Consider the following 19,264-nt stretch of genomic DNA (forward strand, 5'->3'; position numbering starts at 1 on the left):
CCTCCATGATCAGCACATAGTTCTGGTGGTTAAGTGTCCCTCACGCACGTGTGTGATCGCGAAAGGGGCTGGTGGTCGTGCCGGAGCTGAGACCGTGGCGGGCCGCGAGACCGCATGTGGCGCGGGTCGCGAGCGCCGTACGCCCCCGTCTCGCGCGGGCCGCGACAGCCGTGGGGCCACAGGCCGCACGACTCGGCCGAGCGGTATCGACGCAGGTCACAACGGTGAAGACCTGGCAGTACACCGCCGGCGCCGCCATCGCCGGACTGGCACTGACCGCCTCCGTGGTGACCGCCGCCGGCCCCTGGGACTCCTCGGGTCAGCGTACGGCCGAGAAGGACCGGGCAGCCGCCCGGGACCACACGGGTGGCACAGATCACGGTCGTACTTCCGCTACGACGTCCAGGGCACCCCGGCCCGCCCCCAGCGCCGCATCCGTCCTCACCGGCCTCGGCGGCACCGCCGACAGCGCACGGACGGCACCGGCGGAGAAGGCCCTCTCCGACCTCCTGAAGCCCCTCCTGGACGTCCCGGCGCTCGGCGCCCGCCACACCGCGGCCGTCGTCGACGTGACGACCGGAAAGCGGCTCTACGGGACGCGCGCCGACGAGGCGTTCGTCCCCGCCTCGACCACGAAGATCGCCACCGCCGCGGCGGCCCTGTCCGCCCTCGGCCCCGACCACCGCCTCACCACGCGCGCCGCCCTCGAACCCGACACGAGGGAACTCGTCCTGGTCGGCGGCGGCGACCCCACGCTCACCGCGCGCGAGGACGCCGAGGGCTGGGCGAGCCTGCGCACCCTGGCAGCCGACACGGCGGCCGCCCTGAAGAAGCAGCGCATCACCGAGGTGACGCTCTCCTACGACACGACCCTCTACGCGCGCGACGAGATCCACCCGATCGGGGTCAACGACAACCTCGCCCCCGTCACCGCCCTGATGGCCGACGAGGGCCGCACCGACGACTCGAACGCCGGCCCGGCCCCGCGCGTTGCGGACCCGGCGGCGGACGCGGCCCGCACGTTCGCCGCGCTCCTGAAGGACCACGGCATCACCACGACGTCCCCCGGCCCCTCCAAGGCGACCGGCCGCGCCCGGACCCTCGCCACGGTCTCCTCGCCCCCGCTGTCGACCCTGGTCGAACGCATGCTGACGCACAGCGACAACGACATCGCCGAGGCCCTCGCCCGCCACACCGCCGTCGCCACCGGCGAACGCGCCGACTTCGACGGCGCCGGCCGCGCGATCCACGACCGGCTGAAGCAGCTCCGACTGCCCGTCTCCGGCGCCCGCTTCAAGGACGGCAGCGGCCTCGACCGCGACGACCGCCTCACCACCGGCCTGCTCACGGCCCTCCTGGCGAAGTCCGCCGACCCCTCCCGCCCCGAACTCCGCGCGGTCCTCACCGGCCTGCCCGTGGCCGGCTTCACCGGCACCCTGACCAGCCGCTACACGGACGGCGCCGCCGGCGTCGTACGCGCCAAGACGGGCACCCTGACCGGCGTGAACGCACTCGCCGGAACCGTCGTGGACCAGGACGGCCACCTCCTGGCCTTCGCCTTCCTGGCCGCCGGGACGACCGACCGGGGGGCGGCACAGTCGGCGCTGGACAGCACGGCCACGGCACTCGCGGCCTGCGGCTGCCGCTGAGCGCTCCGCTGGAAGTGCCGTGCTGTGTCGTCTGGAAGTGCCGTGCTGTGTCGTCGTTCGGCTGCGGACTCGTCGTGGCCGGTCGCGCAGTTCCCCGCGCCCCTTTGGGGCGCTGCCGAACCGCTGTCGAATGCGCCGGGTCCGTTCGGCGCCCAGCCGTACCGCCGTTCAGGCACCCGCATGCGTGGCCTGCCCCAAGCGGGAGCGCTCACGTACGGTTGACGCATGACGAGCATCGGTGGTGCCGCAACTCCTGGGATGGTCGACTGGAATCTCGCGGTGGCGACCGCGACCCGGCTCATGCGGCCGGGCCCCGAGGTCAGCCGCGACGAGGCCCGCGCCGTCGTCGCGGAGCTGCGCCGGCACGCCAAGGCCTCGGAGGAACACGTCCGGGGCTTCACCCGGCTGGCCACCGAGGAGACCCACGACACCCCCGTCCTCGTTGTCGACCGGCCCGGGTGGGTGCGGGCCAACGTCGCGGGCTTCCGGGAGGTCCTCAAGCCGCTCCTCGACAAGATGCACGAGCGCCGCGGCAACACCCCCGGCGGCGCGGTCCTCGGCGCCGTCGGCGGCAAGGTCACCGGCGTCGAACTCGGCATGCTGCTGTCGTTCCTGGCCTCCCGGGTCCTCGGCCAGTACGAGACGTTCGCCCCGGCCACCCGCGAACTGCCCGCCGGCGCGAACGGCGGCGGCCGGCTGCTGCTCGTCGCGCCGAACATCGTGCACGTCGAGCGCGAACTCGACGTACAGCCCCACGACTTCCGCCTCTGGGTGTGCCTGCACGAGGAGACGCACCGCACGCAGTTCACGGCCGTGCCCTGGCTGCGGGACCACCTCGAGGGCGAAATCCAGTCGTTCTTGGGCGAGACCGATGTCGACCCCATGACCGTGCTGGAGCGCATCCGCGAGGCCGCCCAGTCCCTCGCGGGCGGCCGGCCCGAGGGCGAGGAGGACGACGGCGGCCGCTCCTTCGTGGAGATCGTGCAGACCCCGGCGCAGCGGGAGATCCTCGGCCGTCTCACCGCCGTGATGTCCCTCCTGGAGGGCCACGCCGACTTCGTCATGGACGGGGTCGGACCGGCGGTCGTGCCGTCCGTCGCGGAGATCCGCGAGAAGTTCCAGCAGCGCCGCGCCAAGGGCGCCTCCCGGCTCGACATGGCCCTGCGCAAACTGCTCGGCCTGGACGCCAAGCTCCGGCAGTACCGGGACGGCGAACGCTTCGTGCGCGCGGTCGTCGACGAGGTCGGCATGGACGGCTTCAACCGCGTATGGACCTCCCCGAACACCCTCCCGACCAAGGCGGAGATCGCCAAACCGGCGGACTGGATCACACGGGTGCACCGCAAGGCCGAGTCGTGAACCCGACGAGCCCGTCGTGCACCCCGGGAAAGGTCGTGAAACGAATCCGGCCTACGGCAGGCGAACGCCCTCCCAATCACCCGTCCGAGGGACCGTGAGCCCCGGGTAGGCGTGCAATGCTCGGGGAACGGCCCGGTTCTGTCACCATCTACACACTCTGAGTGACCGACCCGGGCTCAGCCCCCGAAAAACTTCATGAAGGGAACCGGACATGGGTCCCCATCCTGCGGTCGCGGCGATACGCCTGGCGGTCCGCCGCGTCCTCCACGACATCCTCAACAACCACAACCGCACCGCGACCGACCTCCCGTACGAGCGGCCGCCGTCTCCGCTCGTGCTCGTGGCCTGCTCCGGCGGCGCCGACTCCATGGCACTCGCCTCCGCCCTCGCCTTCGAGGCCCCCAAGCTCGGCATCCGCGCCGGCGGCGTCACCGTCGACCACGGCCTGCAGCCCGGCTCCGACCTGCGCGCGGAGGAAGTCGTCCTGCGCCTGCGCGGCCTCGGCCTGGACCCCGTCGAGTCCACCGCCGTCACCGTCGGCCGCGAAGGCGGCCCCGAGGCCGCCGCCCGCGACGCCCGCTACGCCGCCCTCGACGCCGCCGCCCAGCGCCACGGCGCCGCCGCGATCCTGCTCGGCCACACCCGCGACGACCAGGCCGAAACCGTCCTCCTCGGGCTGGCCCGCGGCTCCGGCACCCGCTCCCTGTCCGGGATGGCCGCGGTCTCGGGGGCCGACGGCCGTTACCGCCGCCCCTTCCTCGAACTCGACCGGCAGACCGCCCGCAGGGCCTGCATGGTCCAGTCGCTGCCCGTCTGGGACGACCCCCACAACGCCGACCCCGCCTACACCCGGTCCCGGCTGCGCCACGAGGGCCTGCCCGCCCTGGAGAAGGCGCTCGGCAAGGGCGTCGTCGAGGCCCTCGCCCGTACGGCCCAGCTCTCCCGCGACGACGCCGACGCCCTCGACGCCTGGGCCAGTCAGGCCGAGGCCTCCGTCCGCGACGCCACCGGCCTTCTGGAGTGCGCCAAGCTCTACGCCCTGCCGCCCGCCGTACGGCGCCGGATCCTGCGCCGCGCCGCCATCGAGGCAGGCGCCCCGGCCGGTTCGCTGTTCGCCCGCCACATCGAAGAAGTCGACCGCCTGATCACCGGCTGGCGCGGCCAGGGGGTCATCAATCTCCCCGGCAGAGTCGTGGCCCAGCGGCAGGGTGGCAGACTGGTGATTCGGCAAGGCTGAAACCGGACCCCGCCGCGGCGGGCCGGTCCGGCCGGTGGGACGACCGAAAGTGATGCGGGTGGACGCGAAAGACATGGGTGCCGACCTCAAGCAGGTGCTCATCACCAAGGAAGAGATCGACGCGAAGCTGGCGGAGCTGGCCGCGAAGATCGACGCGGAGTACGCGGGCAAGGACCTGCTGATCGTCGGCGTCCTCAAGGGCGCGGTGATGGTCATGGCCGACCTCGCCCGGGCGCTGTCCACCCCCGTCACCATGGACTGGATGGCCGTGTCCTCCTACGGCGCGGGCACCCAGTCCTCCGGTGTCGTGCGGATCCTCAAGGACCTCGACACCGACATCAAGGGCAAGCACGTCCTGATCGTCGAGGACATCATCGACTCCGGCCTGACCCTGTCGTGGCTGCTGTCGAACCTCGGCTCGCGCGAGCCCGAGTCGCTGAAGGTGTGCACCCTGCTGCGCAAGCCGGACGCCGCCAAGGTCGCCATCGACGTCGAGTGGGTCGGCTTCGACATCCCCAACGAGTTCGTCGTCGGGTACGGCCTCGACTACGCCGAGAAGTACCGCAACCTCCCGTTCGTCGGTACGCTCGCGCCCCACGTCTACGGCGGCTGACCCGAAGGGCCCAGCGCCGGGCGAAGATCGGGAACCTCCGCGGGCGTCGCGCCGTTGGAGCATGCAGACGGGGCAGTCAGCCGTCCTGTGCGTCTTCGGGCCGCAAAGCTGGGGTACCGTCAGAAGAACTGTCTTATCAAACTCACTATGGCAGGAGGGACGGGGCGACACCGCTCCGTGTGGATGGACGTGAAGCGATACTTCCGTGGGCCGGTCATGTGGATCGTGCTGGCCGTCCTTGCCGTGGTCGTGTTGATGCAGGTCGTCGGCTCGTCCGGCGGCTACAAGACGGTGGACACCGGCCAGGTCGTCCAGGCGATCGCCGACAACAAGGTCGAATCGGCCAAGCTGACCACCGGCGACGAGCAGACCATCAAGGTCCAGCTCAAGGACGGCGAAAAGATCGAGGACAGCTCGAAGATCCAGGCGAGCTACATCGGCGAGCAGGGCGTGAACATCGCCAACACCCTGCAGACCAAATTCCAGGACAAGCAGATCCCGGACGGATACACCGTCTCACCGACGAAGCAGAACGCCTTCGTGAGCATCCTGCTCTCGCTGCTGCCCTTCGTCCTCATTGTGATCGTCTTCCTGTTCCTGATGAATCAGATGCAGGGCGGCGGCGGCCGGGTCATGCAGTTCGGCAAGTCCAAGGCGAAGCTCATCACCAAGGACACCCCGAAGACGACGTTCGCGGACGTCGCCGGCTCGGACGAGGCCGTCGAGGAACTCCACGAGATCAAGGAGTTCCTGCAGGAGCCGGCGAAGTTCCAGGCCGTCGGGGCGAAGATCCCCAAGGGCGTACTGCTGTACGGCCCTCCCGGCACCGGCAAGACCCTGCTCGCGCGCGCCGTCGCGGGCGAGGCCGGCGTGCCGTTCTACTCGATCTCCGGTTCCGACTTCGTCGAGATGTTCGTCGGTGTCGGTGCCTCCCGAGTCCGTGACCTGTTCGAGCAGGCCAAGGCGAACGCCCCGGCGATCGTCTTCGTCGACGAGATCGACGCGGTCGGCCGTCACCGCGGTGCCGGCCTCGGCGGCGGTCACGACGAGCGCGAGCAGACCCTGAACCAGCTGCTCGTCGAGATGGACGGCTTCGACGTGAAGGGCGGCGTCATCCTGATCGCCGCCACGAACCGGCCCGACATCCTCGACCCGGCCCTCCTGCGCCCCGGCCGCTTCGACCGCCAGATCGCGGTCGACCGCCCGGACATGCAGGGCCGTCTGGAGATCCTCAAGGTTCACCAGAAGGGCAAGCCGGTCGCCCCGGACGTCGACCTCTCGGCGGTCGCCCGCCGTACGCCGGGCTTCACGGGTGCCGATCTGTCCAACGTCCTGAACGAGGCCGCCCTGCTGACGGCCCGCTCGGACAAGAAGCTGATCGACAACCACATGCTCGACGAGGCCATCGACCGCGTCGTGGCGGGCCCGCAGAAGCGGACCCGGATCATGTCGGACAAGGAAAAGAAGATCACCGCGTACCACGAGGGCGGCCACGCCCTGGTCGCGGCGGCCTCCCCGAACTCCGATCCCGTCCACAAGATCACGATTCTGTCCAGAGGCCGTGCCCTGGGCTACACGATGGTCCTGCCGGACGAGGACAAGTACTCGACCACGCGCAACGAGATGCTCGACCAGCTCGCCTACATGCTGGGCGGCCGCGCTGCCGAGGAACTGGTCTTCCACGACCCGACCACGGGTGCCGCGAACGACATCGAGAAGGCCACCGCCACGGCCCGCGCGATGGTCACGCAGTACGGCATGACCGAGCGTCTCGGCGCCATCAAGTTCGGCGGCGACAACACCGAGCCGTTCCTCGGCCGTGAGATGGCTCACCAGCGCGACTACTCGGAAGAGGTTGCCGCGCTGGTGGACGAAGAGGTCAAGAAGCTCATCGAGACCGCGCACAACGAGGCCTGGGAGATCCTGGTCGAGAACCGCGACGTCCTCGACAACCTCGTCCTGCAGCTGCTGGAGAAGGAGACGCTGGGCAAGGAGGAGATCGCCGAGATCTTCGCCCCGATCGTCAAGCGTCCGCCGCGTCCGGCCTGGACCGGCTCCTCCCGCCGCACGCCGTCCACCCGTCCGCCGGTGCTCTCCCCCAAGGAGCTCGCACTGACGAACGGCGCCAACGGCGCGACCCCGGCGATCTCCACCACCAAGTCGGCGGTGACCGAGACCGCCCCGGCGGCCGAGCCCGCTCCCGAGGAGCGACCGGAGAGCTGACACCCCGGGCCCGGTGACCTCACCGGGCCCGGAATGGATGCCGCGCCACCCAGGTTTTAGCCTGGGTGGCGCGGCATCTTTCGTATGCCTGGCTGAAAGACACCTAGGAACGAGGCACTACATGACCGACCCCGTGACGCTGGACGGCGAGGGCCAGATCGGCGAGTTCGACGAGAAGCGCGCCGAGAACGCCGTGCGGGAGCTGCTGATCGCGGTCGGCGAGGACCCGGACCGCGAGGGCCTCAAGGAGACACCCGGGCGGGTGGCCAGGGCGTACCGGGAGATATTCGCGGGGCTGTGGCAGAAGCCGGAGGACGTCCTGACGACGACGTTCGACCTGGGGCACGACGAGATGGTGCTCGTGAAGGACATCGAGGTGTACTCGACCTGTGAACACCATCTGGTGCCGTTCAGGGGTGTGGCGCACGTCGGATACATTCCGGCCACCACCGGGAAGATCACCGGACTGTCCAAGCTGGCCCGCCTCGTCGACGTCTATGCCCGCCGACCGCAGGTGCAGGAACGACTCACCACGCAGATCGCGGACTCCCTGATGGACATCCTGGAGCCGCGGGGCGTGATCGTCGTCGTGGAGTGCGAGCACATGTGCATGTCGATGCGCGGCATCCGCAAGCCCGGCGCGAAGACCCTCACCTCGGCGGTGCGCGGACAGCTGCGGGACGCGGCCACGCGCAACGAGGCGATGAGCCTGATCATGGCGCGCTGACGCGGGGCCCCTTCATGCCGAGGGGGCCGTGCCCGCTTTTGCCGCTGGAGCCGTGCCCGCTCATGCCGCCGGAGCCGTCCCTGCTTATGCCGCCGGAGCCGTCCCCGCTTATGCCGCCGGAGCCGTGCCCGCGCCGTTGTGTTCGTCGTCCTCCGGGAGTCTGCAGACGCGCTCCAGGAAGATGGCCGCCGCTATGACGGCGATGCCCGCGAGGACCGAGAAGCCGGCGTAGATGGCCTGGTCGCGGCGGGCGGGGACGTCGAGGACTTCCAGCAGGAAGATGCCCGTACCGCCGTACATGCCGCAGACGAGGGCGGCGACCAGGGCGCTGGCCTGGCCGAAGACGACCGCGCGGGCAGCCATCAGGGGGTCGACGCCCTTGGCGCCGGGCCGGCGCTCGCGCTGCGCCTTGAGGCGGGAGCGGATCGAGAGCGCCGTGGCCAGCAGGACTGTGGCGATCAGGGCGAGGACGATGGGGGCGGCCAGGGGGACGCTCGGCAGGGTCCCGATCGAGTTCCAGAGGCGGGCGCCCGCCCAGGACAGGACGCCGGCGACGGCGAAGACGCCGGCCAGCATCCTGATACGCAGCTCTCTCACGGTGTCCCTTCGGCTCCCCCGGACTGTGGTGTGTCGTCGACCTTAACGATTACTCCGGCAGTCGGAGTTCCAGGTCCTCGCGCGGCGACACGCCCTCGCGGGGAACCGCGCCGAGCAGGTCGGCGACCGCGCCGCGGCCGGGCAGCTGCGCCGCGGGCTCCAGATCGTGCCAGGGGGCGAGGACGAAGGCCCGCTCGTGGGCGCGCGGGTGGGGGAGGGTGAGGACGGGGTCGTCGGAGACGACGTCGGCGTAGGCCACGATGTCGACGTCGAGGGTGCGCGGGCCCCAGCGCTCGTCCCGGACGCGGTGGAAGGCCTCCTCGACCGCGTGCGCCCGCTCCAGCAGGGAGGACGGGGGGAGCGTCGTCTTCAGCACGACGACCGCGTTGAAGTAGGAGGGCTGGCTGCCCGGCTCCACGCCCCAGGGCTCCGTCTCGTACACCGGGGAGACCGCCTTGATACGGACGCCGGGGGTGTCCTCCAGGGCGTCGATGGCGCCCTGGAGCGTCTCCAGGCGGTTGCCGAGGTTGGAGCCGAGGGAGATCACGGCCCGCTGCGGGTTGTGCAGGGTGGTGTCGGCGGCGTCGACCTTCTCGACGACGGAGGCGGGTACCGGCTGTACGGTCGGGTCGCTGTGACCCTCGGTGAAGGACGCGGTCATACTCGGCTCCGGGTGATGGTGACGGTCACGTCGTCGAAGGGGACCGTGATCGGCGCGTCCGGTTTGTGGACGCGGACCTCGACCTCCTGGACCCCTTCGTGCTTCAGACAGGCCTGGGCGATGCGCTCGGCGAGGGTCTCGATGAGGTTGACGGGCTCGCCCTCCACGACGGCCACGACCTCCTCGGCCACGATGCCGTAGTGCACGGTCTTGGTCAGGTCGTCGTCGGCGGCGGCCGGCCGGGTGTCCAGGCCGAGGACGAGGTCGACGACGAAGGTCTGGCCCTCCTCGCGCTCCTTGGGGAACACCCCGTGGTACCCGCGGGCCTTCAGGCCGCTCAGCGCGACACGATCCACGCGAATCACTCCTGCAATCGTCGGTAGCGGCCGGTCCGTGCCGCGTGCGGGCGGCACACCGGCCTCGGACGAATCTACCTGCGGGCACTGACAGGGCCGGGCCACGGGGGCGCGGGCCCGCGCCGGCCCATGAGGTTTCACCGAGCGTTTCCCCTGGGGAACCCGGCGGCTCACGGGCTGGTAGCCGCCCCTACCCACGGGTGCGTGAGTCCAACCACTTCCTGGTCCCTATGGGCGGTTCCCTCGGGCGCCCAGGCGTCTCATGGCGCGCCTACCCATTCAGGAGGGTGTCTCGCCGCCTTCCTCCTCATCGGTTTCGGCCAGAACGGGCGAGGCGTGGTGGGACCAGAGCTTCCAGCCGGCCGGAGTGCGGCGGAAGAGGTTCGTGGCCACGACCAGCTGCCCGACGAGCGGGCCCAGCTCGTCGCCGCCCTCGGGGGCCGGGCCGCCGCTGAGGATGTTCTCGGTGCAGCTCACCAGCGCGGTGTCGCCGGTGACGGAAACGTGCACGTCGGTGAGGAAGAACTGGATGTAGTCGGTGTTCGCCATGATCAGCGCGTACGACCGCAGGACCTCGCCGCGGCCGGTCAGCACCGGCCAGCCGGGGTGTACGCAGGAGATCACGCCCGCGTCGGCGGGGTCGTGGTAGCTCTCGTCGACGCCCAGGTCGGAGGGGGTGAGCCACAGGGAGGAGAGCTCCTCGAAGTCGCCGCGCTCCAGTGCCTCGTAGAAGGCGGTGTTGGCGGCTTCCACCTGCTCGACGTCGGTGTGGGGGGCGCTCACCGGGCTCCCTCGGGGGAGTGCGAGCCCGGCGCGGGGGCTTGCGCGCCCGGCGCTCGGTCGACTTCGCGCGCTCCCTCTACCGCGCGCGCGACCCGTACGGCGTCCGCGGTCGCGCGCACCTCGTGCACGCGCACCGCCCACGCGCCGGCGTGCGCCGCGAGCGCGGACACGGCGGCGGTCGCTGCGTCGCGCTCGCGCGCGGGCGGCGGCGCGCCCTGCGGGCCGGCCAGCACGCGGCCGAGGAACCGCTTGCGGGAGGCGGCGACGAGCAGCGGGTGACCGAGGCCGAGGAGACGGTCGAGGTGGGCGAGGAGCACGAGGTCGTGCTCGGCGTCCTTGGAGAAGCCGAGACCGGGGTCCACGACGATCCGGTCGGGGGCGATGCCACCCGCGAGGACGGCCTCCACGCGCGCGTGCAGTTCGTCGACGACTTCGGCGACGACGTCGTCGTAGACGCCCTTGACGTTGCCGCCCTCCAGGAAGCCGCGCCAGTGCATGACGACGAAGGGGGCGCCGGCGGCCGCGACGACGGGGATCATCGCGGGGTCGGCCAGGCCGCCGCTGACGTCGTTGACGAGGGCGGCGCCGGCCGCCAGGGACTGTTCGGCGACACTGGCGCGCATGGTGTCGACGGAGACCGTCACGCCCTCGGAGGCGAGGCCGCGGACGACCGGGATGACGCGCTTGAGTTCCTCGTCCTCGTCGACGCGGGTCGCGCCGGGGCGGGTGGACTCGCCGCCCACGTCCACCAGGTCCGCGCCCTCGGCGACCAGGGTGAGGCCGTGCTTGACGGCGGCCGTCGTGTCGAACCAGCGGCCGCCGTCGGAGAAGGAGTCCGGGGTCACGTTCACGACTCCCATGACCGCGCAGCGGTCCCACTCCGGAAGTCCTGCCACGCGCGCGCGTCCGCTCTGCTTGCTCATACGTTCAGCGTAGGCCCCGGGAGGGGCGGTCAGGTCGTGCGGCCCGGGCGGAAGCCCTCGGGGGCGTGGGGAGAGGGGAGGAGCTCCCGCCCGGGCCTGTCCGTGGTGTCCGTGCGCTCATGCCGCGCGGACGCTGTGCTCCGTCCTGGTGTGGACGCAGGGGCGCGCGGGGGCGGTACGACGGCGCAGGAAGCGGGGCATCGCCACGTCGACGAAACCCTCCGCCCGCATGGCGGCGAGGCCGATGCGCGGCAGGTCCGCGGAGGCCCGGTAGACGACGAAGCGCGGCTCCCAGCGCGGCTGGAACTTCGCGTTGAACTTGTACAGCGACTCGATCTGGAACCAGCGGGAGAGGAAGACCAGCAGTCCGCGCCAGGCGCGCAGCACCGGGCCCGCGCCGATCTTCTCGCCGCGTGCGAGCGCCGAGCGGAACATCGCGAAGTTGAGCGACACGCGCGTGATGCCGAACTTCGGGGCCGCCTGGAGCGCGGCCACGATGAGCAGTTCGTTCATGCCGGGGTCGGCCGAGCGGTCGCGGCGCATGAGGTCGAGGGAGGCGCCGTCCGTCCCCCAGGGCACGAAGTGGAGGATCGCCTTCAGGTCGCCGTAGGGGCCGGGGGTTTCGTCGGCGCGGTGGGCGGTGGCGATCAGGCAGTCGCCGTCGGCGGGGTCGCCGATGCGGCCCAGTGCCATGGAGAAGCCGCGTTCGGTGTCGGTGCCGCGCCAGGCGTCGGCGGCGCGGCGGATGCGGTCCAGTTCGGCCTCGCCGAGGTCACGGACGCGTCGTACCCGGGTTTCGTAACCGGCTCGTTCGATGCGCTTGACCATCTGGCGCACGTTGCGCATCGAGCGGCCGGCGAGCGAGAAATCCGCGACGTCCACCACCGCCTCGTCGCCGAGTTCGAGGGCGTCGAGACCGGTCTCGCGGGTCCACACCTCGCCGCCCGTCTCCGAGCAGCCCATGACGGCCGGGGTCCAGGAGTGGGCGCGGGCCTCGTCCATGAAGCGCTCGATGGCGCCCGGCCAGGCCTCCACGTCGCCGATGGGGTCGCCGCTGGCCAGCATCACGCCGGAGACGACCCGGTAGGTGACGGCCGCCTTGCCGCTGGGGGAGAAGACGACGGCCTTGTCCCGGCGCAGCGCGAAGTGGCCGAGGGAGTCGCGTCCGCCGTGCTTTTCCAGCAGGGCCCGCAGGCGGGACTCGTCCTCGCGCGTGAGGCGTGCGGCCGGGTGCTCCGGGCGGAAGGCGAGGTAGATCGTGGTGACGGCGGTGAGCAGGCCGAGGGCGCCCAGGGAGAAGGCGACGGTCCATGACGTCGTGCCCTGGTAGTCGACCGGGCCCTCGAAGCCGAACAGGCCGTACAGCACGTGCGTGATGCGCTCGGCCAGGCTCGGGTCGCCGATCAGGGTTCCCGGGTGGGCACTCACGATGACCAGGCCCAGGGCGAGGGAACCGGCGCCCATGAGGACGAAGTTGGCCAGCGCCCGCCACCTGCTGCGCGGGTCGGGCAGGGCCGCGAACTGGTCGCGGTGGCGCAGCAGGGCCGTCAGCAGGACGAGCGAGATGACCGTGCCCAGCACGGAGTGGCGGTAGCCGAACTGGGCGACGGCGCCGGCCGGCAGCAGCGCCACCGCGGCCCGCCATGCCCGGCGCTTGCCCCGCTTGAGGCCGTGGGCGAGCAGGAGCAGCAGCACGCCGGTGCTGAGCGAGAGCGCGGCCGCGAACGGGCCGAGCGCGCCCGGCAGTACCTCGGCGAGGGCGTGCATACGGCTGTGCCGGAAGCGCGGGAAGACGCCCGCCGCGATGTCCAGAAGGCCTACGAGGGCACAGGCCCTGCCGACGAGAAGGGGGACGGCCTCGGGGCGCGGGCCGCGCAGCAGCCGGCGTGCCCGGTCCGTCAGCTGCACAGCCGCGCCCGACATTTGCTCATCTGTCCTGACAGACATCGCATCCTGTAGTTCTGCGAGAGACCTTGGATCCGGTGCCGATTCGGGCATCCGGCGACATTGCGCCCTCTAGGACGGTGTCTCGGGGGGCGAGGTTCACTCACCTCGCCAAAGCCCGGTCAAAGCGCGGTCAAAGGCCGCGGAAAGTCCCGGGCAGGCGTCGGGGGGAGGTGTCAACAGCCGAAAATGATCTTGATCTTCTGCGAGTGCGGTCGCATTCGTGAGCCCTTCTGATTGCTGATGACTCGCGAAGGCTGCGGGATGGCTGTGTTTTTACGGGGCTGGCCTCCAAGATTCGCCTACGCGCGGTAAGTTTCTGGCCATGCCACGTGGACGTCACCGCCATTCACCGCCCCTGCACAGGCTGCTGCCCCCCTCGGCGATCGCCGGCGTCTCGCTCGTCTGCGCTCTCGGACCCTGGGTGTTCTCGGAGGCGATGGTGCTCCGCGGGCTGGCCGCGGCCGCCGCGGCCACGGCGGTCGTGGGCGCGGTCGTGATGCGCCGCTGGGACATCCAGGCGGGCAAGCAGGTCGCCGACCTCACGCGCGCGCGTGCGAGCGACGAATGGCGTCACGAGGAGCGGGTCGCCGAACTGGAGACCGACCTGGAGGAGTCGCGCGCCCTGCGCGGCAAGCTGGAGCAGCGGCTGCGGGCCAAGCGCTCGGAGCTCGCGGGGCTGCGCAACGAACACGCGGCGCTGCTGCGGCGGTACGCCACGGCGGAGACCGAGCGCGCGAGCGCCCTGGAGGGCCGCCGGCTGCTGGAGATAGAAACCACGGTGCCCTCGCGCGCGCTGCCGCCCGCGTCGGCACCGGTGCTGGAAGCCGAGCCGGAGAATGCCGGGGCCGTGGCAGCCCGGGCCGAGGCGCAGGCGGAGGCCGGGGACGACGTCGAGACCGGCCTCGCGGCCGACGACGCGTCCGGGACCGCCGGTGACAGCTCGGGCGACAGCGCGGGTGGTGAGGCCGGCGACGAGACGAACGCTCCGGCGATCTTCTCGCCGGAGGGCTCCCGGCTCTTCCTGCGCGCGCGGGCGGCACTTTCCCGGTTCGACGGCGAGCGTGCGGCCGAGGGGAAGGACGTTTCCGAGGCGGAGGACGAGCCGAAGGCTGAGGACGCACCGAAGGCGGAGGACGCTCCCAAGGCGGAGGGCACGCCCAGGGGGGAGGACGCTCCCAAGGGGGACGGCGAGGAGCGGGACGGCGACGCGGGGATGACCTCCGCGGCCGCACAGCACGACGCCTCCGCGCGGACGGGGACCTCCGAGCGGGCCGACGGCCCCGTGCAGACCGGGGAATCCGCGCAGACCGAGGGCTCCGCGCAGGCCGGGAGCTCCGTGCAGGCCGGGAGCTCCGCCCAGGCTGACGCTCCTGCGCGGACGGGAACCTCCGCGCAGGCCGACGGCCCCGCGCAGAGCAGTATCCCGGCGCAGGGCGGCCGCTCCCCGTACGACGAGGGGACGGCGGTCGGTTCAGCCGCGCAGGAGGACGAGGAGCAGGGGAAGCCCGAGGCGGTCGACGGGCAGGAGCACGTGCGCGCGGCCGCCGCCACCACGAGCAGGCCGGCTCTGCCCGCCCAGCAGCCCACCGGTCACTTCGTCGCCCCGACGGCGGTGGCCGTCGCCCCGTCGGCGCCCGTGCGGCGCCCGGCGGTCGAGGGCGGCTTCGACTTCTTCGGTACGAAGCAGGAGGCGACGCCCTCCGCCCTGGAGGCCGTGCAGAACGAGGACCTCGCCGACGTCGTCGGCCAGGAGGCGCTCGCGCTGCACAAGGCCGAGGCGGAGGCCGAGTTCAAGCCGGCGGACGAGGAGTCCCGCGGCATCGGCCAGGTGATCGACCTGACGGCTCACGACGAGACGGAGCAGATCGACATGCAGGGCCTGCGGAGCGCGGTTTCCTGAGAGGCGTGCCGAGGCCGGAGGGCCGGGGCCCGCGGCTCTATGCCATCCATCGGTCGGGCCGCGCGTCCCGCCGCCCCGTGCGGGACCGCTCCGCCTGACTCCGCAACAGCTCCGCGGCCTCCTCAGCGGCCCTGAGCCGGGCTGTCACCGTCTTGTTGGCCCCCGTGTCCACATGCACGTCGGCGAGGCCCAGGCGCCGCTGCCAGGGGCCTTGGGCCAGCCGTACGCTCTGCACCTTCGCGTGCGGCACCAACGCCAGGCTGCGCCGCAGCAGCCCCTCGTGCGCGGCGAACACCCCGTCGGTGACGGCAAGGCCGTAGCCGCGCCACCACACGGGCACACGCCACCGCGCGCGCCGCGGCGACCGGGACAGCGCCTCGGGCGGCGGCACCGTCACCCCCGGCAGCACGCGCGCGACGAGCGCCTCGGCGACCTCGCGCGGCGCGACCGGCACCAGTACGGAGTTCGACGACCCGGCGACATCCAGCTCGACCCGCACCCACCCGCGCCGCCGCCACAGCAGCGGCCGCACGAGCCGCACGGTCTGCACCCGCCCCGGCGGCACGGTCTCGTGGACGCGGTCCAGCAGTCCGCGGTCGATGCGCAGCCCGTCGGGGGAGTCGGCCACCGTCCAGTCGTACTCGGCGACGAACCGGCCCACGCTGCTCGCGCCCGCCGCGCCGAGCAGCGGCACGGCGGCGGCCAGGACCGTCCACACGCTGTGGGTGGCCAGCCACAGCACCGGCGGTACGACGAGTGCGGCGACCAGGGTCCCCCAGGTGGCGCCCGTCAGTACGAGTGAGACGGCGAGCACGCCCGGGGGCACGCGCAGCAGCTCGCGCGCCGGCGCCTCGCCCACTTCGTGCGCCGTCTCGGGCGCGAACCCGGCGGCGCGCGCGAGCAGCTCCGCGCGGAGCGCACGCGCCTCGTCCGCGCCCAGGAAGGCGAGCTCGTCCTTCTTGTCGGTGCCTATGACGTCGAGTTTGAGCTTGGCGACGCCCGCCACGCGCGCGAGGAGCGGCTGGGTGACGTCGATGGCCTGGATCCGTTCGAGCCGGATGTGCGCGGTGCGGCGGAACAGCAGCCCGGTGCGGATGCGCAGCTCGGTGGCGGTCACCGCGAAGTGCGTGAACCACCAGGTGAGGAAGCCGTAGAGGGCGGCTGCCGGGAGGACGACGGCCAGCACGATCAGCAGGGTGGTCGTCGTCAGCCGGGTCAGCTGGCGCTGCGCCTGGTCCGGGTCGTGCACCGCCCACCCGATGACCACGGCGACCGGCGCCCACGCCCGCCGGAGCGGTGTCACGGGGTGCAGCCGCCGCTCGGTGACGGACGGCTTCTCGCGTACGACGTCGTCGACGCCCGGCGCGGTCACAGCCCCGCCGATCGGGCCTCGCCCAGCTCGGTGAGCCGGTCGCGCAGCCGTTCCGCCTCGGCCGGGTCGAGGCCGGGGATCGTGGCGTCGGTCGCGGCGGCGGCCGTGTGCAGCTGCACGCTGGCCAGCCCGAAGTGCCGCTCGACGGGCCCGGAGGTGACCTCGACGAGCTGCATGCGCCCGTACGGCACGACGGTCTCCTCGCGCCACAGCACGCCGCGGCTGATCAGCAGGTCGTCGGCGCGCTCGGCGTAGCGCCAGGAGCGCCAGTTGCGGCCGAGCATCACCCAGCCCCAGACCGCCGTCGCGAGCGGCACCAGCGCGAAGGCGGCCCAGCCGGCGCCGGCGACGAGCCCGAGCAGCACCGCCAGGCCGACGGTCAGCAGCCCCAGCCACACCACCAGCAGCATCCGTCGCATACGCAGCAGCCCCGGAGGAAGTCCGGTCCATACCGGTTCGTCCGCCTTCATCTCATTGCTTCCCGTGTGCGCCGTGTTCTCCGGGCTCCCCGTCTCCATACGGCCAGCGTACGTAGGACAGACTGTGTTCATGACTCCTACGACGGAGACCATGGTCGGTATCGGCGGTGCCGCGGAGAGCACCGACATGGTGCTCAACATCGGGCCCCAGCACCCGTCGACGCACGGCGTGCTGCGGCTCCGGCTCGTCCTGGACGGTGAGCGCATCACCAACGCGGAGCCGGTGATCGGCTATATGCACCGCGGCGCGGAGAAGCTCTTCGAGGCCCGTGACTACCGCCAGATCATCATGCTCGCCAACCGCCACGACTGGCTGTCGGCGTTCTCCAACGAGCTGGGCGTCGTCCTCGCGGTGGAGCGCATGCTCGGCATGGAGGTCCCCCCGCGCGCGGTGTGGACGCGCACGCTGCTGGCGGAGCTGAACCGGGTGCTCAACCACCTGATGTTCCTCGGGTCCTACCCGTTGGAGCTGGGCGGGATCACCCCGGTCTTCCACGCCTTCCGGGAGCGCGAGACCCTCCAGAACGTCATGGAGGAGGTCTCCGGCGGCCGTATGCACTACATGTTCAACCGTGTCGGCGGCCTCAAGGAGGACCTGCCGGCCGGCTGGGCGGCACGCGCGCGTGCCGCCGTCGCCGCCGTGCGCTCGCGCATGGACGTCTACGACGACCTGGTCCTCGGCAACGAGATCTTCCGGGGGCGCACGCGGGGCGTGGGCGTTCTCACCCCCGAGGCTGTGCATGCGTACGGCGTGAGCGGGCCCGTCGGGCGCGCCTCGGGCGTCGACTTCGACCTGCGCCGCGACGAGCCCTACCTGGCGTACGGGGAGCTGCAGGACACCCTGAAGGTGGTGACCCGGCAGGACGGTGACTGCCTGGCCCGCTTCGAGGTGCTCCTGGAGCAGACGCACAACGCCCTCGACCTCGCCGACGCCTGCCTGGACCGGCTCGCCGCCCTGCCGCCGGGGCCGATCAACCAGCGGCTGCCCAAGGTCCTGAAGGCGCCCGAGGGGCACACGTACGCGTGGACCGAGAACCCGCTCGGCATCAACGGCTACTACCTGGTCAGCAAGGGCGAGAAGACCCCGTACCGGCTCAAGCTCCGCTCGGCCTCGTACAACAACATCCAGGCGCTGGTCGAGCTGCTGCCGGGGACGCTGGTGGCGGACATGGTGGCGATCCTGGGGTCACTGTTCTTCGTGGTCGGGGACATCGACAAGTAGCCCTCCGGGCAGCTCGCCCAGGGGTGCGTCCGGAAGGCCGACCGGCTGGAGCAGCCAGCCGAAGTCGCCGAGTCCGCCGGCCGCGGTGAGCTCGGCGGCCTCACCGGCGCGCGCGAGGGCGCGGACATATTCGGCGGGTTGTGCGGCGGCGAGCGCGAGCGGGGGGCGCGCGCCTGTGATGCCCAGGGCGCGCAGGGCATCGCGCTGGCGGAGTACGCGCGGGCTCGAAAGCGTGCGCGCCGTCGCGAACACTTCCGCACGCGCCCGCGCAAACCCCGCACCACCCGCCCGCGCGGCCCCCTCCGCGCCCGCCTGCGCAGACCCTTCCGCGCCTGCCTGCGCAGACCCTTCCGCGCCCGCCCGAGCGGACCCTTCCGCGCCCGCCCGCGCAGACCCCTCCCCGCACGCCGCCGCTCCCGCCTCCGCGCACGCGTCCAGCGCGACATGCGCCGTGATGTCGCACGAACCGTCCGGCACGGGTGCCGTCTCGCGCCCCTCCCGGAAGCCGGTCAGCGTCCCGAAGAGGGGGCGCGCGTCCGCCGTGTGCGCGTAGTCCACCGCGACCGCGAGCCCCCGGTCGACCGCCGCGACCGCCGAGGCCCAGGCCTCGTCCCGGGGCAGCCCGATCTCCGCCCGCAGCCCTTCCTCGGCGGGCAGCGGCCACCACCGCGCGAGCCACTGCGCGTCCGCACCGGCGACCGGCTCCCCGAGCCGCTCGGCCCCGTCCCGCCGCACGAGGACCTGCCGCGGCACGCCGGCGGCGTCCGTCTGCGCCACCTCCACCGGGACGTTGTCGAGCCACTCGTTGGCGAACAGCAGCCCGGTGATCGCGCGCGGCGGCTCGGGCAGCCACTCGATCCGGTGATCAAGGTCCGCGGGGCGGTCGGCGATCTCGACGGCACACCCGCGCGCGCGGGCGGCCACGTCGGCGGGCAGCGCGGCGAGGACGGCGGTGACCAGTTCGCCCCGGCCCGCGGCCATGTCGACGAAGTCGAGCGAAGAGGGCCTGCCCAGTGCCTCGTCGACCCGGCACAGCAGCCGGGCCACGGCCCGGGCGAAGAGCGGCGAGGCATGCACGGACGTACGGAAGTGCCCGGCCGGGCCCTCGGGCCTGCGGTAGAAGCCGTCCGGCCCGTACAGCGCCTCCCGAGCCGCCGTCCGCCACCCCAGCCATTCGCCCGTCGCCTCTCGCGTCACGCGCCCAGGCTAAGCGCAC

Annotated in this window: 17 protein-coding genes; 8 read left to right on the forward strand and 9 right to left on the reverse strand. The window is 72.2% G+C overall.

Features of this window, described 5'->3' with window-relative positions; translation table 11 throughout:
- Positions 1–71: 71 nt before the first annotated feature.
- The 6 genes from dacB to folE all read left to right on the forward strand — a co-directional run bounded on the left by dacB (position 72) and on the right by folE (position 7,808).
- Positions 72–1,649, forward strand: coding sequence for a D-alanyl-D-alanine carboxypeptidase/D-alanyl-D-alanine-endopeptidase (gene dacB, locus ICC28_RS09425; protein ID WP_188287972.1), 1,578 nt, complete (start codon positions 72–74; stop codon positions 1,647–1,649).
- Between the two features lie 225 nt (positions 1,650–1,874).
- Positions 1,875–3,008, forward strand: coding sequence for a zinc-dependent metalloprotease (locus ICC28_RS09430; protein ID WP_188287973.1), 1,134 nt, complete (start codon positions 1,875–1,877; stop codon positions 3,006–3,008).
- Between the two features lie 211 nt (positions 3,009–3,219).
- Positions 3,220–4,245 carry a tRNA lysidine(34) synthetase TilS gene (tilS, locus tag ICC28_RS09435; RefSeq protein WP_188287974.1) on the forward strand — a complete coding sequence of 342 codons (1,026 nt, stop codon included), beginning with the start codon at positions 3,220–3,222 and terminating at the stop codon, positions 4,243–4,245.
- Positions 4,246–4,297: 52 nt separating this feature from the next.
- Positions 4,298–4,858 carry a hypoxanthine phosphoribosyltransferase gene (gene hpt, locus ICC28_RS09440; RefSeq protein ID WP_067028163.1) on the forward strand — a complete coding sequence of 187 codons (561 nt, stop codon included), beginning with the start codon at positions 4,298–4,300 and terminating at the stop codon, positions 4,856–4,858.
- A 183-nt stretch (positions 4,859–5,041) separates the two neighbouring features.
- A complete protein-coding gene (gene ftsH, locus ICC28_RS09445) occupies positions 5,042–7,081 on the forward strand; it encodes an ATP-dependent zinc metalloprotease FtsH (RefSeq protein ID WP_188287975.1) in 2,040 nt (679 codons plus the stop codon).
- Positions 7,082–7,202: 121 nt separating this feature from the next.
- The gene (gene folE / locus ICC28_RS09450) at positions 7,203–7,808 is read left to right on the forward strand and encodes a GTP cyclohydrolase I FolE (protein ID WP_188287976.1); all 606 of its coding nucleotides are present in this window, start codon (positions 7,203–7,205) and stop codon (positions 7,806–7,808) included.
- Between the two features lie 108 nt (positions 7,809–7,916).
- On the opposite strand, the gene ICC28_RS09455 is transcribed toward folE, so the two are convergent.
- The 6 genes from ICC28_RS09455 to ICC28_RS09480 form a co-directional block, all read right to left on the reverse strand.
- Positions 7,917–8,405, reverse strand: a complete 489-nt coding sequence (locus tag ICC28_RS09455) for a DUF3180 domain-containing protein (protein ID WP_188287977.1) — start codon at positions 8,403–8,405, stop codon at positions 7,917–7,919.
- A 49-nt stretch (positions 8,406–8,454) separates the two neighbouring features.
- Positions 8,455–9,066 carry a 2-amino-4-hydroxy-6-hydroxymethyldihydropteridine diphosphokinase gene (gene folK / locus ICC28_RS09460; RefSeq protein WP_188287978.1) on the reverse strand — a complete coding sequence of 204 codons (612 nt, stop codon included), beginning with the start codon at positions 9,064–9,066 and terminating at the stop codon, positions 8,455–8,457.
- Positions 9,063–9,422 (reverse strand): dihydroneopterin aldolase, encoded by a 360-nt coding sequence (folB, locus tag ICC28_RS09465; protein ID WP_188287979.1) that lies wholly within the window; start codon positions 9,420–9,422, stop codon positions 9,063–9,065. The genes folK and folB overlap by 4 nt, the downstream gene beginning before the upstream one ends.
- Positions 9,423–9,701: 279 nt before the next feature.
- Complete coding sequence (locus tag ICC28_RS09470; RefSeq protein WP_188287980.1) at positions 9,702–10,205, reverse strand: nuclear transport factor 2 family protein; 504 nt, start codon at positions 10,203–10,205, stop codon at positions 9,702–9,704.
- The gene (folP, locus tag ICC28_RS09475; protein WP_188287981.1) at positions 10,202–11,128 is read right to left on the reverse strand and encodes a dihydropteroate synthase; all 927 of its coding nucleotides are present in this window, start codon (positions 11,126–11,128) and stop codon (positions 10,202–10,204) included. Before folP ends, ICC28_RS09470 begins: the two co-directional genes overlap by 4 nt.
- Positions 11,129–11,245: 117 nt before the next feature.
- On the reverse strand, positions 11,246–13,051 hold the full coding sequence (locus tag ICC28_RS09480) for a phosphatidylglycerol lysyltransferase domain-containing protein (RefSeq protein ID WP_188287982.1): 1,806 nt from the start codon (positions 13,049–13,051) through the stop codon (positions 11,246–11,248).
- A gap of 346 nt (positions 13,052–13,397) precedes the next feature.
- Between ICC28_RS09480 and ICC28_RS09485 the strand changes: the two genes are divergently transcribed.
- Complete coding sequence (locus tag ICC28_RS09485) at positions 13,398–14,975, forward strand: hypothetical protein (protein WP_188287983.1); 1,578 nt, start codon at positions 13,398–13,400, stop codon at positions 14,973–14,975.
- Positions 14,976–15,012: 37 nt separating this feature from the next.
- Here the strand turns inward: ICC28_RS09485 and ICC28_RS09490 are convergent, their stop codons facing one another.
- Positions 15,013–16,347: a PH domain-containing protein gene (locus tag ICC28_RS09490; RefSeq protein ID WP_188287984.1), complete on the reverse strand. Its 1,335-nt coding sequence runs from the start codon at positions 16,345–16,347 to the stop codon at positions 15,013–15,015.
- Positions 16,344–16,865 carry a PH domain-containing protein gene (locus ICC28_RS09495; protein ID WP_188287985.1) on the reverse strand — a complete coding sequence of 174 codons (522 nt, stop codon included), beginning with the start codon at positions 16,863–16,865 and terminating at the stop codon, positions 16,344–16,346. Before ICC28_RS09495 ends, ICC28_RS09490 begins: the two co-directional genes overlap by 4 nt.
- A gap of 31 nt (positions 16,866–16,896) precedes the next feature.
- Here ICC28_RS09495 and ICC28_RS09500 point away from each other — a divergent pair, with 31 nt between their 5' ends.
- The gene (locus ICC28_RS09500; RefSeq protein ID WP_188287986.1) at positions 16,897–18,048 is read left to right on the forward strand and encodes an NADH-quinone oxidoreductase subunit D; all 1,152 of its coding nucleotides are present in this window, start codon (positions 16,897–16,899) and stop codon (positions 18,046–18,048) included.
- On the opposite strand, the gene ICC28_RS09505 is transcribed toward ICC28_RS09500, so the two are convergent.
- Entirely contained in the window at positions 18,013–19,245 is a 1,233-nt protein-coding gene (locus tag ICC28_RS09505; protein ID WP_188287987.1) for an SAM-dependent methyltransferase, read from the reverse strand. The two genes, ICC28_RS09500 and ICC28_RS09505, sit on opposite strands and share 36 nt — an antisense overlap.
- Between the last annotated feature and the right edge of the window lie 19 nt (positions 19,246–19,264).

This window comes from Streptomyces sp. TRM68416, assembly GCF_014596915.1.
Taxonomy (GTDB): domain Bacteria; phylum Actinomycetota; class Actinomycetes; order Streptomycetales; family Streptomycetaceae; genus Streptomyces.